At 60.2% G+C, this 16,092-nt stretch carries 13 protein-coding genes; 7 read left to right on the top strand and 6 right to left on the bottom strand.

The features are described 5' to 3' along the window. Positions 1 to 137 precede the first annotated feature (137 nt). Positions 138 to 689, bottom strand: a complete 552-nt coding sequence (locus I6L47_RS04355; RefSeq protein WP_216948759.1) for a lipoprotein — start codon at positions 687 to 689, stop codon at positions 138 to 140. 245 nt (positions 690 to 934) lie between these two features. Between I6L47_RS04355 and I6L47_RS04350 the strand changes: the two genes are divergently transcribed. Further along, positions 935 to 1,705, top strand: a complete 771-nt coding sequence (locus I6L47_RS04350) for a hypothetical protein (protein ID WP_216949315.1) — start codon at positions 935 to 937, stop codon at positions 1,703 to 1,705. Between the two features lie 12 nt (positions 1,706 to 1,717). On the opposite strand, the gene I6L47_RS04345 is transcribed toward I6L47_RS04350, so the two are convergent. The 3 genes from I6L47_RS04345 to I6L47_RS04335 form a co-directional block, all read right to left on the bottom strand. Then, a complete protein-coding gene (locus tag I6L47_RS04345; RefSeq protein ID WP_216948758.1) occupies positions 1,718 to 2,179 on the bottom strand; it encodes a DUF2919 domain-containing protein in 462 nt (153 codons plus the stop codon). A gap of 148 nt (positions 2,180 to 2,327) precedes the next feature. Next, positions 2,328 to 3,275: a magnesium/cobalt transporter CorA gene (gene corA / locus I6L47_RS04340; protein ID WP_005337059.1), complete on the bottom strand. Its 948-nt coding sequence runs from the start codon at positions 3,273 to 3,275 to the stop codon at positions 2,328 to 2,330. Between the two features lie 293 nt (positions 3,276 to 3,568). Beyond that, complete coding sequence (locus tag I6L47_RS04335; RefSeq protein ID WP_216948757.1) at positions 3,569 to 5,212, bottom strand: electron transfer flavoprotein-ubiquinone oxidoreductase; 1,644 nt, start codon at positions 5,210 to 5,212, stop codon at positions 3,569 to 3,571. A 169-nt stretch (positions 5,213 to 5,381) separates the two neighbouring features. Here I6L47_RS04335 and I6L47_RS04330 point away from each other — a divergent pair, with 169 nt between their 5' ends. The 5 genes from I6L47_RS04330 (at position 5,382) to aroG (ending at position 11,173) form a co-directional block, all read left to right on the top strand. Then, positions 5,382 to 6,149, top strand: coding sequence for an electron transfer flavoprotein subunit beta/FixA family protein (locus tag I6L47_RS04330; RefSeq protein ID WP_216948756.1), 768 nt, complete (start codon positions 5,382 to 5,384; stop codon positions 6,147 to 6,149). Continuing rightward, positions 6,146 to 7,072 carry an electron transfer flavoprotein subunit alpha/FixB family protein gene (locus I6L47_RS04325; protein WP_216948755.1) on the top strand — a complete coding sequence of 309 codons (927 nt, stop codon included), beginning with the start codon at positions 6,146 to 6,148 and terminating at the stop codon, positions 7,070 to 7,072. The genes I6L47_RS04330 and I6L47_RS04325 overlap by 4 nt, the downstream gene beginning before the upstream one ends. A gap of 225 nt (positions 7,073 to 7,297) precedes the next feature. Further along, positions 7,298 to 8,386, top strand: a complete 1,089-nt coding sequence (gene serC / locus I6L47_RS04320) for a 3-phosphoserine/phosphohydroxythreonine transaminase (protein WP_120414429.1) — start codon at positions 7,298 to 7,300, stop codon at positions 8,384 to 8,386. A gap of 227 nt (positions 8,387 to 8,613) precedes the next feature. Then, the gene (aroA, locus tag I6L47_RS04315) at positions 8,614 to 9,897 is read left to right on the top strand and encodes a 3-phosphoshikimate 1-carboxyvinyltransferase (RefSeq protein ID WP_005337049.1); all 1,284 of its coding nucleotides are present in this window, start codon (positions 8,614 to 8,616) and stop codon (positions 9,895 to 9,897) included. A gap of 220 nt (positions 9,898 to 10,117) precedes the next feature. After that, positions 10,118 to 11,173 (top strand): 3-deoxy-7-phosphoheptulonate synthase AroG, encoded by a 1,056-nt coding sequence (aroG, locus tag I6L47_RS04310; protein ID WP_216948754.1) that lies wholly within the window; start codon positions 10,118 to 10,120, stop codon positions 11,171 to 11,173. Between the two features lie 126 nt (positions 11,174 to 11,299). On the opposite strand, the gene I6L47_RS04305 is transcribed toward aroG, so the two are convergent. Beyond that, a complete protein-coding gene (locus tag I6L47_RS04305; RefSeq protein ID WP_216948753.1) occupies positions 11,300 to 12,895 on the bottom strand; it encodes a methyl-accepting chemotaxis protein in 1,596 nt (531 codons plus the stop codon). Positions 12,896 to 13,151: 256 nt separating this feature from the next. On the opposite strand from I6L47_RS04305, the gene hutW reads away from it, so the two are divergent. Further along, a complete protein-coding gene (gene hutW, locus I6L47_RS04300; protein ID WP_216948752.1) occupies positions 13,152 to 14,513 on the top strand; it encodes a heme anaerobic degradation radical SAM methyltransferase ChuW/HutW in 1,362 nt (453 codons plus the stop codon). A 111-nt stretch (positions 14,514 to 14,624) separates the two neighbouring features. Here the strand turns inward: hutW and I6L47_RS04295 are convergent, their stop codons facing one another. Continuing rightward, positions 14,625 to 16,022, bottom strand: coding sequence for a DEAD/DEAH box helicase (locus tag I6L47_RS04295; protein WP_216948751.1), 1,398 nt, complete (start codon positions 16,020 to 16,022; stop codon positions 14,625 to 14,627). Between the last annotated feature and the right edge of the window lie 70 nt (positions 16,023 to 16,092).

Below are 16,092 nucleotides of genomic sequence, written 5' to 3'. Positions count from 1 at the left end.
TGGTCTGCATTATGCTGTGTTGAGGGAGACTTGAGAAGTAAAAAACCGCCCCATTCGGCTGCACGTTAAACCGGATGTGCGCTGTCGAAGAGGACGGTTATCTGTTTATTGCGCTGAAAGTGCCAGTGCGGTGGGGATCAGAGCAGTTTGAACGGGATGACCAGACGGCCAGGCTCCACCTTGAGGGCTTCGACCTTCTCCTTGATCCTGGCTTCGTTCTTGCGGCTGCTGTCGAGGCGATAGACCGGGGTCTGCGACAAGAACAGGGAGAGCGACTGATTGAAGGTGGGTAGCAGCGGGGTGAGGGCAGCCCCGATATCGGCCGGCTCGGTCTTGACCGAGACCAGTTCAAGGTCGCGCAGATAGATGGCGCCCTGCTCGGCCACATAGTCCGGACGGGCACTCAGGGCAAAGCGGATCTTCATCTGCTGGCTGCCAAGGGGGCTGCTAACCTGCAGGTCGCCAGCGGCGTCCAGCTCGATGCGATCTGCTTGTTTGCGGCCGATACGGCTCTGCATCTCGTCCAGACGGATCTTGCTCGACATGATGCCGGGGATCCCCAGCTGTTTTTCAAAAGAGACCTGATCTTTGAGGTACTGGTTGATTTCGGCCTCGCTGACGTTGTACTGGGTCAGGGAGCAGGCCCCCAGCAGCAGGGCGAGGGGGAGTAACAACAGCTGTTTCAACATGATGGATTCCGCTTGGGCAACTATGATGGCGCTATCTTACGCGATAACGGGCGTGGAATGAGAGCCTCATACCGTGGGAAATCACGGAGTTGTTGCATTCCCGATTGTTTTTTGGCAACCGCCGGGTTCATCATCGACGAGTGAGCGGAATAGGGCTGAGCTGTTGGCTGCGGGCGCAGGTCTACGACTTAAGCAGAGTGAAGAGAGCAGAGAACGAGAAGAGCACAGAGAACGAGGAGAGCGTAATGGTTCGGATGGGCAAGGTTGGCCGCAGGGCGCTGCTGTGGCTTGGCTGCATGATGGGACTGTGGAGCCCGTTGCTGTGGGCCGAGGTGAAAGTGATCCCGGTCTTCGAGGCGCAGGCGGCGGTGCAGACCCTCAAGGAGATCTATCCCCAGCTTGGGGTGAGTGCCATGGGGAATCAGTTGGTGCTGAGCGGGACGCCAGCCCAGCTGCAGGAGGCCGAAGCCACGCTGGCGCAGATCAACCAGCCACCGCAAAGCCTGCTTATCGAGTGGCGGGTCGATGGTGTCGCCAGCGGTCAGCAACTGGGGGGCTCAATCAGTCGCGACGAGGCCAAGCGGCAGTGGCTGCTCGATGGCAACGCCCGGCAGTACCAGCGCAGCCAGAACGACAGCTGGCAGGTGCGCGGGCTGTCGGGCCGTCCCGTGCTGCTGCAGATGGGCTCCTATCAGCCGGTCACCTTCTATCAGTGGAACGGGGGCGCCGTGGTGGGGATGATGCCGCTGGTGAACGGCCTCTATGCCACGGCTACCTTGATTGGCGATCGGGTGCAGATTGCGCTGAGCAGCGAGCAGGCGAGGCTGGATCAGGGCACCATCAATCGTGGGCAGAGTGCCACCGAGGTGAGCGGGGCCCCGGGCCAGTGGCTGACGGTGGGGGAGCTCTCGACCAGCTCAGCGGATCAGGGGAGTAGCCTCGGCACCCAGCTACAGGGCGGGCGAGGCAGCCAGATCGAGCGCCAGACCCTGCAGATCCGGGTCACTCGTCAATAGGTGTCAGCCCCGTCAGTGGGGCTGATCTGCGGCATATTCCCGTAGCTGGCGACTGCGCAGCAGATACCAGAGCGCCCAGAGGCTGGCGACCAGCACCAGTGCGGTGGGCCAGCTGAATGACCACTTCTGCAGATTGAGGCTGTGCAACTGCATCAGCAGGCCGCTGACGGCAGAGCAGAGCAGCAGCAGCGGGCTGTGGCGCCGGAGTCTGGCGCGAATGCTCTGGGTCTGCTGATAGGTGCCCCCGCAGGCGAGCAACGCCAGGATGGCGGGCACGTCGGTCAGCAGGCTGATGTAGAGGGTGACCTTGTCCGGATAAAAGAGGGTCAGGATCTCGCTGCCGCTCTCGCGGGTCACTCCCGCCATCAGAAAGAGCCAGACCGAGCGGGTCAGCAACAGGGCGATGGGCCAGAACCAGAGAGGCGGGCGCAACTGGCCGTGATCGTCATATCGGTGTTCGGGGTAGAGGGTCATGGTTGCCCGTTATCCACTTGAATTGAGTGATGAAGGGGATATGGGGCGACGAAGCGTCCTTTGCAAGGCGTTGGGTGTGGTGCAAATTAATCGGGGGGCCATGCCCCCCAATCCGTTTCTTCAGATATCGCAGCGCGCGTCGGCGGCGTTACAGCCAGCCTTTGCGCTTGAAGAAGAGGCCGGTGCCGAGCGATGACATCACCATCAGCACCAGTGACATGGGATAACCATACTCCCAGGCGAGCTCCGGCATGCGGCCGAAGTTCATGCCGTAGATACTGGCGATCAGGGTCGGCGGCAGGAAGATCACGGCGGCTACCGAGAAGATCTTGATCACCTTGTTCTGCTCCAGATTGGTCACCCCCATGGAGGCCTCCAGCTGGAAGTTGATCTTGTCGAACAGGAACTGGGTGTGGGGCAAGAGAGATTCCACGTCGTGCAGCATCTCGTCGATCCACTTGTTCTGCTCAAGGCTCATGCGCTGGCGCAGGCTGCGTTTGAGGAAACGCAGGGCGCGGCGGGTATCGTGCAGAGAGAGACGGATCTGGCCGTTGGCCTCTTCCTGTGCCATCAACTCTTTCAGCATGGGGTTGATCTGATCCGGCTCGAAGATCTGATCGGCGGTGTTTTCCAAGGTCTTGTAACCATCTTCGATAAGGTCGGAGAGGTACTCCACCTTGAGGTTCTGCACCTCCAGGAGGATGTCAAGGGCATCCTCCACCTCCAGCCGATCCTGGCGCATATAGTGACGCAGCAGGCGCACCAGCCCGATGTCATCTTCACGAATGCTGATCAGCAGGTTGTTGCGCAGGGTAAAGGAGACGTGGACACCCTTGGTGTCACGACCGATCCGCTGGGGAAACAGGGAGTGAATGTGCAGACCATCGGTATCCCAGTAAAAACGGGCGGATGCTTCGATGTCGTCGAGCTCTTCCTTGTCGGGGACCTCTTCCAGGAACAGGCCCGTCAACCATTCTCGCTCTGCCGTGTCCGGCTTGTAGGCATCCAGCCAGACCGTGTTGTCAGGTACTATGTCGTCAGGCCCGAGCGTGACTATGTCCAGCACCTTGTTATTGAGAATGTAGGCGGTGATCATCTGTCCCCCCTTAAAAAGTCATGGGTAATCAGGGATGGTTGCACAGGTCATGCGGCCTTAGATCGCTGCAGAAGGCGATCCCGTGGATAAGCAGATCGGGCCGATGGAAAACCTGAATGCGGCGAACTATACAGGGGCGGGCCGCGCTTGTCAGGGGCTATTCATCAGGGATTCAGCTTGTTTGTTCAAAAAAACAGCGAGGTCGGATCACCTGAGTGGCTATGCGGGGTAGAACCCAGCCTTTGGCTGGGGGAGGGCTAGCTGGGGCTGCTTGTTGCCGCTACCCCGCTTCATCACATATTCGGATAATTGGGCCCGGAGCCCCCCTGTGGCGGCGTCCAGATAATGTTTTGACTGGGGTCCTTGATATCGCAGGTTTTGCAGTGGATACAGTTGGCGGCGTTGATCTGCAGTTTGGCCGCGCCTTCCATTTCCAGCACTTCAAACACCCCTGCCGGGCAGTAGCGTTGAGCGGGTTCTGCCCAGGTGGGCAGATTGACCTCGACCGGAATGCGCTCGTCCTGCAGCTTGAGGTGACAAGGCTGATCCTCGTCGTGGCTGGTGTTGGCCAGATACACAGACGAGAGCTTGTCAAAGCTCAGCTTGCCATCGGGTTTGGGATAATGGATGGGCTCGCAGCGGCTGGCCACGCGCAGCTGACGGTAGTCGTGAGCCTTATCGAGCAGCTTGAAGGGCGAGCTTGCGCCAAATAGCCGTTGCTCCAGCCAGTTGAAGGCACCGCCCAACCAGGGACCATAGCGGTGAAGCGCCGCGCCGAAGTTGCGCGCCGCCTTGAGCTCGCGGGCCAGCCAGCTCTGTTGCAGCTCGTCACCATACTGGGCCAGATCCCGGCCTCCCTCATCGCCCCCCCGCAGGGCCATCGCGACGGTTTTTGCCGCCAGCATTCCCGATTTCATGGCGGTGTGGATCCCCTTGATGCGGGAAAAGTCGAGGGTGCCGGCATCGCAGCCGATCAGCAGGCCGCCCGGGAAGTGCATGCGGGGCAGGGCGTGCCAGCCCCCCTTGGTGATGGCGCGGGCGCCATAGCTGATGCGCTCCCCATCTTGCAACACGCCAGCGATAAGCGGGTGATGCTTGAGGCGCTGGAATTCGTCAAACGGGCTGAGCCAGGGATTCTGGTAGTTGAGATCGACAATCAGCCCGACTGCCACCTGATCCCCCTCCATGTGATAGAGATAGAAGCCACCGTGGCTATTGCCGCCCCCCTGCTTGCCAAGGGGCCAGCCACTGCCGTGCAGCACCTGTCCCGCTTTGCCTTGCCCTGCAGGCAGTTGCCACAGCTCCTTGAAGCCGATGGCATAGTGCTGGGGCTGGGCAGGGCTTGCCAGGTTGAAGTCGGCGATCAGCTGCTTGCCGAGATGACCGCGGGCCCCTTCGGCAAAGAGGGTGTAGCGACCGAGCAGTGCCATGCCGGGCACATGATCTGCTTTCGGATTGCCCGCCCGATCCAGCCCCAGATCGCCGGTGATGACCCCCTTGACCCGGCCCGCTTCCATGATAAGTTCGCTGGCGGTAAATCCCGGGTATATTTCGACTCCCAGTTTTTCCGCCTGTTGGCCGAGCCAGCGGCAGAGATTGCCCAGACTGACCACATGGCAACACTGATTGTGCATCCGGGGCGGCACCGCCCAGGCGGGGAGTTGCAGGGAGCGTTGCTCGCTTTGCAGCAGATGAACCTGATCGTCGCTGACCGGCACCCCGAGTGGCGCTTGTAGCCAGCAATCCGGCAGCAGCTCTTGCAAGGCGACGGGATCAAACAGGGCGCCGGAGAGCAGATGGGCGCCAATTTCCGCTCCCTTCTCCAGCAGACAGACAGAGAGAGTGGCATCCTGCTGTTTCAGGGCGATGGCTGCACTGAGCCCCGCCGGACCGCCGCCGACGATGACGACATCAAATTCCATTGCTTCCCGTTCCATCTTGCCTCTGCGCTCTGGTTGGCCTAGGGTAATGCTGGTAGTTTACGTAAACGTAAAGCAGTTGTAAGCAAAACTGAGCAAGAAAAAGCAAAAAATCAGGGAAGAGCGTACTGCAACAAACGCAGAGGCACACTAATGAATTCAATCCAAAGAGACGAGGCATGACCCCATGAAGCTGCTGGTCGCGATCAAACGGGTAGTCGACTACAACGTCAAGATCCGGGTGAAGGGAGACGGCTCCGACGTGGAGCTCGCCAATGTGAAGATGGGGATCAACCCCTTTTGTGAAATTGCGGTGGAGGAGGGGGTCAGGCTGCGGGAAGCGGGTATCGCCAGCGAGCTGGTGGTGGTGACCTTCGGCCCTGACGCTGCCGCCGAGCAACTGCGCCATGGGCTGGCGCTGGGGGCGGATCGGGCGCTGCACTATATAACCGGTGAGAGTGTCACCGATGAGACGCTTGCCCCGCTGACTGTCGCCCGCGCCTTGCACAAGGTGTGTGAGCAGGAGCAGCCGGATCTGGTGCTGCTCGGCAAGCAGTCCATCGATTCAGACAACAATCAGGTGGCCCAGATGCTGGCTGCCCTCAATGATTGGCCGCTGGCGACCTGCGCGTCCGCCCTCAAGGTGGAAGCGGGAGAACTGCTGGTGACTCGCGAAATCGACGGTGGCCTCGAGACCCTGGGCATGCCGTTGCCTGCGGTGGTAAGCGCCGATCTGCGTTTGAATGAACCGCGCTTTGCTTCGCTGCCCAACATCATGAAGGCCAAGCGCAAGCCGCTTGATAGCGCTCCGTTCTCGACACTCGCCGTTGAGGTGGCCAACCAGACCCGTTTGCTCGGGGTGATGGCGCCGCCAGCCCGCAGCGCCGGGATCAAGGTGGGCTCGGTGGACGAGCTGGTGGACAAACTCAAACACGAAGCGAAGGTGCTGCCATGATCGTGCTGATCATTGCCGAACATCATCAGGGCCATCTGGCCGACAACGTGGCACAACTGGTGACCGCCGCCGTCTCCATCGGCGGTCAGGTTGACCTGCTGTTGCTCGGGCAGGGACTGACCGAGGCGGGTGAACAGGCGGCTGCCCTTGGCGGTGTCGACAAGGTGTTGCTTGCCGAACATCCCCGCTTGGCTGACGGGCTGCTGGATGGGGTGGACAAGCTGCTGGCCAGCTGGTGCGAAGGTTACAGCCACTGCCTGATGGCGGCGAGTGCCATGGGCAAGGCGTTGCTGCCACAGGTGGCGGCTCGGCTCGGGGTGGAGATGCTCTCCGAGGTGACGGCTATCGAGAGCAGCGACACCTTCCTGCGCCCCATCTATGCGGGCAATGCCATTGCCAGAGTGGCAAGCTCGGCGCCCGTCAAGGTGATGACGGTGCGGGCCACCGCGTTTGCCAAGGCGGCGACGGGCGGGCAGGCTCTCATCGAGCACTTGGCCGTGCCCGAATTCGCAGGCCGTACCCGGCTGGTCGAGCGCCGAGCGGTGCGCTCCAGCAGGCCCGAATTGACAGCCGCCCGGGTGGTTGTCTCCGGTGGCCGGGCTCTGGGCTCCAAGGCGCAGTTTGCTTTGATAGAAGCGCTGGCCGACAAGCTGGGCGGTGCCGTGGGGGCATCGCGGGCCGCTGTTGATGCGGGATATGTCGCCAACGATCTGCAAGTGGGGCAGACCGGCAAGGTGGTGGCACCCGAGCTCTATATCGCGGTCGGTATTTCGGGCGCCATCCAGCATCTGGCGGGGATGAAGGAGTCGAAGGTGATCGTGGCCATCAACAAGGACAGCGATGCCCCCATCTTTCAGGTGGCGGACTACGGGCTGGTGGGGGATCTCTTCACTCTGCTGCCGGAGCTCACCGCCAAACTGTAAATTTGTCAGAAATGGCTGGGCTGTGGTCGTTTATGCGCTCTGCCCGCCATTTCTGTGCATGTTCCCTGCAAGCCCTGACCCGTTCAGGGCTTTTTCTACTGCAAGGGGGAGGCAGAGTGACGGTAAAAGGTTGAGCCAGCTCCCAAAAAGCCTTTGATCCGCTGGCTGCTCTTGTGTAAAACCTGACAAGTCATCGATTACTCTCATCCACTCACGGAAAGCGTCATGAGCAAACAGATTTACAACTTCTGCGCCGGCCCCGCCATGCTGCCGGTTGAAGTCATGGAGCGCGCCCAGCGCGAATTTTGTAATTTTCAGGGGCTGGGAGCCTCGGTCATGGAGCTTTCCCATCGCGGCAAGCCCTACATGGCGGTTGCCGAGAAGGCCGAAGCGGATCTGCGTGAGCTGCTGGCGGTGCCGGACAACTACAAGGTGCTCTTCATGCACGGTGGCGGCCGCGGTCAGTTCTCCGCCGTGCCCATGAACCTGCTGGGCGGCGCCAACAAGAAAGCGGACTTCCTGCTGACCGGCGTCTGGTCCCAGAGCGCGGTGGATGAAGCCAAAAAGTATGGCGATATCCAGACCTTCCAGGGGGTTGCCAAGAACGAGCAGGGGATCTCCCACCTGCTGCCGACCCCGGCGTTTCGCGCCGATGCGGCTTACGTTCACTACTGCCCGAACGAAACCATTGATGGCATCGAGATGTTTGACATCCCGGCCACCGGCGAGGTGCCGCTGGTAGCAGATCTCTCCTCCACCATCCTCTCCCGTCCTCTCGATGTGAGCCGCTTTGGCATCATCTATGCCGGTGCCCAGAAAAATATCGGCCCGTCCGGGCTTGCCATCGCCATCGTGCGCGATGACCTGCTGGATCAGGCCAGAGCCGATGTCCCCTCGATTTTTGACTACAAGCTCACTGCAAAGAACGACTCCATGTTCAACACGCCGCCCACCTACGCCTGGTATCTGGCCGGTTTGGTGTTCGAGTGGCTGAAAGAACAGGGTGGCCTCGAGGCGATGGAAGCGCGCAACAAGGAGAAGGCCGACTTCCTCTATGACTATCTCGATCAGTCGAGCTTCTATGGCAATCAGGTGGATGTCAGCTGCCGTTCGCGGATGAACATCCCGTTCCAGCTGAAAAATGCCGAGCTGGACAAGCAGTTCCTGGCCGAATCGGAAGCGGCTGGTCTGCTGGCCCTCAAAGGACACCGCATCGTCGGTGGCATGCGCGCCAGCATCTACAACGCCATGCCGCTGGAGGGAGTGAAGGCCCTGGTCAGCTTTATGGATGGCTTTGCCAAGCGCAACGGCTGAGAACAGAGCCCCTATGTGTTTGCTGGTGGCCTCTCGTGACAACCCGTGAGCCGCTTCCAGCTATTGCAGTGATTCAAGACGCCGGGGATACCCCGGCGTCTTTTTTTCAACAGAACCAGCGCGCTGGCGTTTGCCGTGCGATTTCCCCTGAAAGTGCCCTTGCCGAGCGGGACGCAGGCTGTTAACGTCCGGACAGGCGTTTATTTTTGAGATAGCACAGGAAGTCTATGAATTCGTTGCGTTTGGAACCCATTTCTCGTGTGGCCGGTGAGGTCAATCTGCCCGGCTCCAAGAGTGTCTCTAACCGTGCGCTGCTGTTGGCGGCGCTGGCTCGTGGCACCACCCGTCTGACCAACCTGCTCGACAGCGATGACATTCGTCATATGCTGGCTGCGCTGACCCAGCTCGGGGTCAAGTACAAGCTCTCCGCCGACAAGACTGAGTGTACCGTGCAGGGTCTGGGTCGCAGCTTTGCGGTGAAAGAGCCGGTCAATCTGTTCCTCGGCAACGCCGGTACCGCCATGCGACCGCTGTGCGCCGCCCTGTGCCTCGGCTCCGGTGAATATACCCTGGGCGGCGAGCCGCGCATGGAAGAGCGTCCCATCGGCCATCTGGTGGATGCCCTGCGTGAAGCGGGTGCCCATATCCAGTACCTGAAACACGATGGTTATCCGCCGCTGGTGGTGGATGCCAAGGGGCTGTGGGGCGGCGATGTGCACGTCGATGGTTCCGTTTCCAGCCAGTTCCTTACCGCGTTTTTGATGGCGGCGCCAATGGCGGCCGGTGATACCCGGATCCACATCAAGGGGGAGCTGGTCTCCAAGCCTTACATCGACATCACTCTGCACATCATGAAGCAGTTCGGGGTGGTCATCGAGCACGACAACTACAAGCTGTTCTACATCAAGGGCAACCAGACCTACATCAGCCCGGGTGACTTTCTGGTGGAAGGGGATGCCTCCAGCGCCTCCTACTTCCTCGCGGCGGGTGCCATCAAGGGCAAGGTACGGGTTACTGGTATCGGCAAGCACAGCATTCAGGGTGATATTCACTTCGCCGACGTGCTGGAGAAGATGGGCGCGCGCATCACCTGGGGTGATGATTTCATCGAGGCGGAGCAGGCGCCGCTGCACGGAGTGGATATGGACATGAACCATATTCCCGATGCGGCCATGACCATCGCGGTTGCCGCGCTGTTTGCCGAGGGGCCGACCTCCATTCGCAATATCTACAACTGGCGGGTGAAAGAGACCGACCGTCTGCACGCCATGGCGACTGAGCTGCACAAGCTGGGCGTCGAAGTGGAGGAGGGGCATGACTTCATCACCGTGACCCCGCCGACCCAGCTCAAGCATGCCGAGATCGATACCTACAACGATCACCGTATCGCCATGTGCTTCTCGCTGGTGGCGTTGTCGGATACTCCGGTCACCATCAATGATCCCAAGTGCACGTCGAAGACCTTCCCGGATTACTTCGACAAGCTGGCCAGTATCAGCCAGCGTGGCTGATCACTGACAAACCCGTCATCACCGACGCTTCGGGCCCGCGCTGAGCGGGCCTTTTTGCCTTCCTCATCCGCACTTCCATTTCGCCTAGCATCATTTCAATAACTTGCAAGATTGCCATATAAAATAGTTTTGTAATTGCTGTAATTTCCTATTTACACATGCCCTGTCGCGGGCTATGTTGAGATTTCCTAATCGCAGTCATCTAGCAGGAAGCCTTGTCATGCAGCATCAAACCGACGACGTTCGTATCAGTGAAATCAAAGAGTTATTACCCCCGGTTGCAGTGCTTGAGAAGTTTCCGGCTACCGAGGTGGCCTCGTCCACCGTTTTTGAATCCCGTCAGGCCATTCACAATATCCTGGCTGGCGAAGATGATCGTCTGCTGGTGGTGATTGGTCCTTGCTCCATCCATGATCCGGTTGCCGCGCTGGAGTACGGCAAGCGCCTCAAGGCGTTGCGCGACGAGCTGAAAGGTCAGCTGGAGATCGTGATGCGGGTCTACTTCGAAAAACCGCGCACCACAGTGGGCTGGAAGGGGCTGATCAACGATCCGTACCTCGACAATAGCTGCAAGATCAACGACGGTCTGCGCATTGGTCGCAAGCTGTTGCTGGATCTCAACGACATGGGGCTGCCAACTGCCTCCGAGTTCCTCGACATGATCACCCCGCAATATGTGGCGGATCTGATGACCTGGGGCGCTATCGGTGCCCGTACCACTGAATCCCAAGTACACCGCGAGCTGGCCTCCGGCCTCTCCTGTCCGGTGGGCTTCAAGAACGGCACTGACGGCACCATCAAGGTTGCCATCGATGCCATTGGCGCTGCCAGTGCGCCGCACCACTTCCTGTCGGTCACCAAATACGGTCACTCCGCCATCGTGGCGACCCGCGGCAACCCGGACTGTCACATCATCCTGCGTGGTGGTCGTGAGCCGAACTACAGCGCCGCCCATGTCAGCGAAGTTGTGAAGGGGCTGGAGAAGGCCGGTCTGCCACAGAAGGTGATGATCGACTTTAGTCACGCCAACAGCAGCAAACAGTTCAAGAACCAGATGGTGGTGGCTGAAGATGTAGCCGGTCAGCTGCGTGCCGGCAGCAAGGCGGTGTTTGGGGTGATGGTGGAGAGCCATCTGGTGGAAGGGCGTCAGGATCTGGTGGAAGGGTGTGAACTCACCGTCGGTCAGAGCATCACAGATGCCTGCATCGGCTGGGCTGATACCGAAGTGTTGCTGCGCAACCTGGCGGATGCCGTCGCAACCCGTAACGCCCGTTAAAGCTATCCTGGCGGCGCTGTTAATCGTCAACGCGCCGCTGGAACAGCAACGCTGCCGTTCGGCCAAATCGAATCCATAAAGCAAAAGCGCGACCCTCGGGTCGCGCTTTTTCGTTGGTGAAGCGGATTACCAACGGTAGGTTTTCAGCAGCGCCTCCAGTTTCTGACACTGCTCCACCAACTGAATGCTGGCGAGGTTGGCGGCGTGCGCCTGACCCAGGGTGTCGTTGGAGGTGTTGCGAATATCGCTCACCGAGCTGTCTACCTCATGGCAGACCCTGTCCTGCTCTTCGGCCGACTGCGCCATCTGGGCGTTGAGGTCGTTGATGCGGGCGATGCGCTCGATGATGTTCTGCATGGCTGCCAGGGTCGCTTCGGTCTTGCTGATGCTCTCATCGGCTTTGCTTTTTGCATCCCCGATCACCGTAACTGCGCTCTGGGCCTCATTTTGCAGGGCGGCGATCATCTGGGAGATCTCCTCGCTGGCGGCGCGGCTACGGTTGGAGAGGGCCCGCACTTCATCGGCTACCACCGCAAAGCCACGGCCTTGCTCACCAGCCCGGGCCGCTTCAATCGCAGCGTTGAGGGCCAGCAGGTTGGTCTGATCGGCAATCCCCTTGATCACCTCGAGCACACCGTCAACCGCCAGGCAGCGGCTATCGAGTTGCTGGATCACCTGGTCCACCCGATCGATCTCTGCCGACATCTCGCCCATATCGGTGATGGAGTGCTGGGCGAGGCGACTGGTGTCAGCGGCATCTTGATTGGTGAGGGCGGAGAGCTCGGCGCTGTGGCGGGCATGTTCGCGCACTTCATGAGAGCTGGCGGCCAGTTCGCTGACAGCGGCGGCGACCTGGGTGGTCATCCCCTCTTGTTGACGGGCCGAGTTTTCGGTCTGGGTCGCCACCTGACGGATCTGGTTCGACTCCTGATAGAGCTGGTGGGTTGCCCCTTCCACCTCCTGCAGGCTGTGGCGGAATCCCTGCACCATGTCATTGACGGCACGGGTCATCTGGCCCAGTTCATCCCGGCTGTGATTGACTAGGGGGAGGGCGAGGTCGCGCTCTTTGGCCATCCGGATCATGGTGAGCTGCAGCTGGCGCAGAGGGTGTTTCACGTAGCGTTGCAATACCCACCAGAGCAAGCCGAAGCCGAGGCTAAAGACGGCGGCCAGGCTGCCGCTCAGGATCAGGTTGTTGTGGCGGATCTCGCCGAAGGTGTGGCTGAGGTCATAACTGATCCGCACAGCCCCCATCACGGTCCCCTCATTGACCTGATGACAGGTGAGGCACTGGGTGCCGCGATACTCCTTGTAGGCTTTGAACGGTTTGATCAGGGTGAGCCGGTTGTCCTGCTGCTCCAGAATGGCTTCGCCCTGATTGATGGCTCGCTCATCGAGGGGATCCTGCGCTTTCTGATCCGGATGACCTGGGCCAAACAGGTTGCTTACTGCTGGTGCGCGCACCAGACGGGCCTCAACGATGCCCGCTTCACTCTTGAGTTTGGTCTGCACTATCTGCCGGTTGGCCATGCCACCTGTCATCATCAGCACGTTCACCTGATCCATATAGGTGTTGGCCATGCTCTCAACTTTCTCCTCTGCCAGCCGGATGGCGAGATCCCGTTGCAGCCAGGCGGAGAGTTCGAAGCAGAGGCCAAAGGTGGTGCTGATGACCAGCGCAAGAGGGAGGAATATTTTCCAGTTCAAGGAGAGGTTATGCATTTTGGGCAAGTTCCATGCGCTTGGTGTTGTTATGTGATCCCGTATCATCTTGATCGTAGACGAAGAAACGGCGGGAGATGGTTCTCTATCGGCACACGATAACCACTCTTGAGTAAATAATCTGTTAAGCAGATCGGTAATGCAGGTTGCCAAAATGCCTTTCGGGAGGGGGGCTGCTCCTCGGGTTGATCCAGAACAAATTGCCAGTAACGATAATCGTTATCATTGTCATTATTTGCTGATAATAGTGACCATCATGAATCTGACCCCTTCCATGACCGGTATTGCCACGCCGGATCCCCTCAAGTTTGCTTTTAGCGCCAAGACCTCGGCTCACGCCAGTCGGGGAGGGATGCGCCCCTTCCCGCTGGATGAGGCTGGCTGGCAGAGCTGGTGGCAGCGAGAGAGTGAAGCTGAGGAGCGTGCCCTCTACATCCATATTCCGTTTTGCCGAAAGCGCTGCAGCTTCTGCAATTTCTTTGAAAATGGCGCCAATCCGGCGCGGATCAACCGCTATGTCAACGCCCTCTGTACCTCTCTTGCGCAGGCGGCTGACACCCCGCTGGCGCAGAGCATGCCGTTTTCAGCCGTCTATGTAGGGGGCGGTACGCCGACCGACATGAGCGCCGACGAGCTGGCCATTCTGGCCGCCGTGATCCGCCGTTTTCCGTTGTCGGCCGATGCCGAGGTGACGCTGGAGGGGCGCCTCAACGGCTTTGATGATGAGAAATGGCAGGTGGCGCTGGCGGGGGGCTTTAACCGCTTCTCCTTCGGGGTGCAGAGCTTTGATACCCGGGTGCGTCAGCAGGCGGCCCGTTTCGATGACAGGGAGACGCTGCTGACCCGTCTGGGTGATCTGACCCGGGATGATGCGGCTGTGATCGTGGCGGATCTCATCTTTGGTCTGCCCGGTCAGGATGATGCCGTGTGGCAGCAGGATATCCGCGATGTGATGGCGAGTGGTGTACACGGGGTCGATCTCTACCAGCTCATCGCCATGCAGGGCACAAATCTGGAGCGGGCGCAGGAGAAGGGCACCCTGGATTGGCTCGCCGATGGCCAGCAGCGGGCGGCCATGTATGCCTATGGCGGGGCGCAACTGGAAGCTCACGGCTGGGAGCGTCTCTCTTGCAGTCACTGGCGGCGCAGCCCGGCCGAGCAGAGTCGTTATAACCAGATGGCCAAGCGCGGTGCGGAGATCCTCCCCTTTGGTGCCGGTGCTGGGGGCAGCATTCTTGGCCATGGCTTGATGTATGGACGGGATCTGGCCCCCTGGCACGACGCGCTGGCCAGTGGCAAGCGGGCGCCCGGAATGGTGATGGGACGCAATCCCAATGCAAGGATGGACGGTCTGCTGCGTGGAGCTCTCGACAGTGGCGTGCTGGCGCTGGATCGTCTGCCAGCGCCTTTGCTGGCCCATCTGATGCCGCTTTTTGCCGCCTGGCAGCAGCACGGGCTGGCCGAGATCGAGAGCACACGGTTGCAACTCACCCTCGCCGGACGCTTCTGGAACGTCAATATGCAGGCTGGCTTGTTCGAGTTCTTGCAGCTCAATCCGCTAGATGGTTCAGCGCCGCCCAGCCATGGTACCGCCGCGGTGCGCCATTCGCTGGTTTGAGCCTGAGCGGAGCATTTGCACGGAGCACTTGCACGACTCCGTGCGATCCATAACGAAAGAGGGAGCCTTGCAGGCTCCCTCTTTTGGCTTGGCAGTTAGCGTCGCGCGAGCTTACTCGTCGCTGCTCTCCTGATAGCTGTCGCGCATTGCTTTGGGCAAGCGGCGCATCGGTGCAAAGCCGATATCCTCGCCCACTACTTCGCGCTTGCGGGACTTGTTTTGAGGAGACTGGGCCGGTTTTTTGCTGGCGTCACCCTTGCCTTTGCCAGCGGCTGGCTTGCCCTTGGCATTGCTGCTCTTGGCGTTGGCATGACCGCGAGCCCGAGGCGGGTTCTGCACCGGCTTGCTGCCGGGCAGAGTCTGGCGACTCGGCTTGCCGCTTGGCTCATATCCTTCCAGGATCTCCACGGTCAGGGATTGGCCGATCAGGGCTTCGATAGCCTTGAGCTGACCCAGCTCGTCCTGGCTGACCAGCGAGATGGCCTCGCCGCCACGACCGGCGCGGCCGGTACGGCCGATACGGTGGATGTAATCCTCCGCCATTTGGGGCAGTTCAAAGTTGATCACGTAGGGCAGTTGATCGATATCGAGACCGCGGGCGGCGATATCGGTCGCTACCAGCACCCGCACCTCGCCACTGCGAAAATCGGCCAGCGCCCGGTTGCGGGCACCCTGGCTCTTGTCACCATGGATCGCCACGGTATTTAGACCATCTTTTTGCATCTGCTGGGCGAGGCGGTCGGCGATCTGCTTGGTGCGAACAAACACCAGTACCCGTTGCCAGTTGCCACGGCCAATCATATGGGAGAGCAGCTCGCGGCGGCGTTCCCGATCCACCTGAATGATGCGCTGGGTCACCTGCTCGGCGGCAGTATTGCTGGGGTCCACCTCGATCAGGGTGGGGTCGTTCAGCAGATCATCCGCCAGCGCCTTGATGTCGTTTGAGAAGGTGGCAGAGAAGAGCAGGGTTTGCCGCTCTGCAGGCAGCGCCTTCATGATGCGGCGGATGTCGACGATAAAGCCCATGTCGAGCATGCGGTCCGCTTCATCCAGCACCAGCACTTCGAGCTGGCTCAGGGTTAGAGCGCCCTGGGTCAGCAGATCCAGCAGACGGCCCGGGGTGGCGACCAGAATGTCCACCCCCAGCTTGATGGCGTCCAGATTGGGCTTGATGCTGACACCGCCATAGGCGATCAGAGTCTTGAACGGCAGGTGGTGGGCATACTTGATGATGCTTTCGCCCACCTGGGCCGCCAGTTCGCGGGTCGGGGTCAGTACCAGTGCGCGCACCTGACGACGGCCACGACCGTGGTTGGCCAGCAGACGCTGCAACATCGGCAGGGTGAAACCGGCCGTTTTGCCTGTGCCTGTCTGAGCGCCGCCGAGCACATCCTGACCGGCCAGAATGGCCGGAATCGCTTGCTGCTGGATGGGGGTTGGCTGTTCGTAACCCAGCTCCTTGACGGCCCGCAGAATATGCGGAGACAGACCCAGTTCGTTGAATGACATGTTCGAGAGAAACTCCTGAGATGAGCCTTTGGCTCAACGGGCAGCCAGCATGTTGGGGCTAGCCACGATA

The organism is Aeromonas sp. FDAARGOS 1417, from assembly GCF_019046985.1.
GTDB classification, from domain to species: domain Bacteria; phylum Pseudomonadota; class Gammaproteobacteria; order Enterobacterales; family Aeromonadaceae; genus Aeromonas; species Aeromonas veronii.
This window is presented reverse-complemented; position numbering and strand designations above follow the sequence as displayed.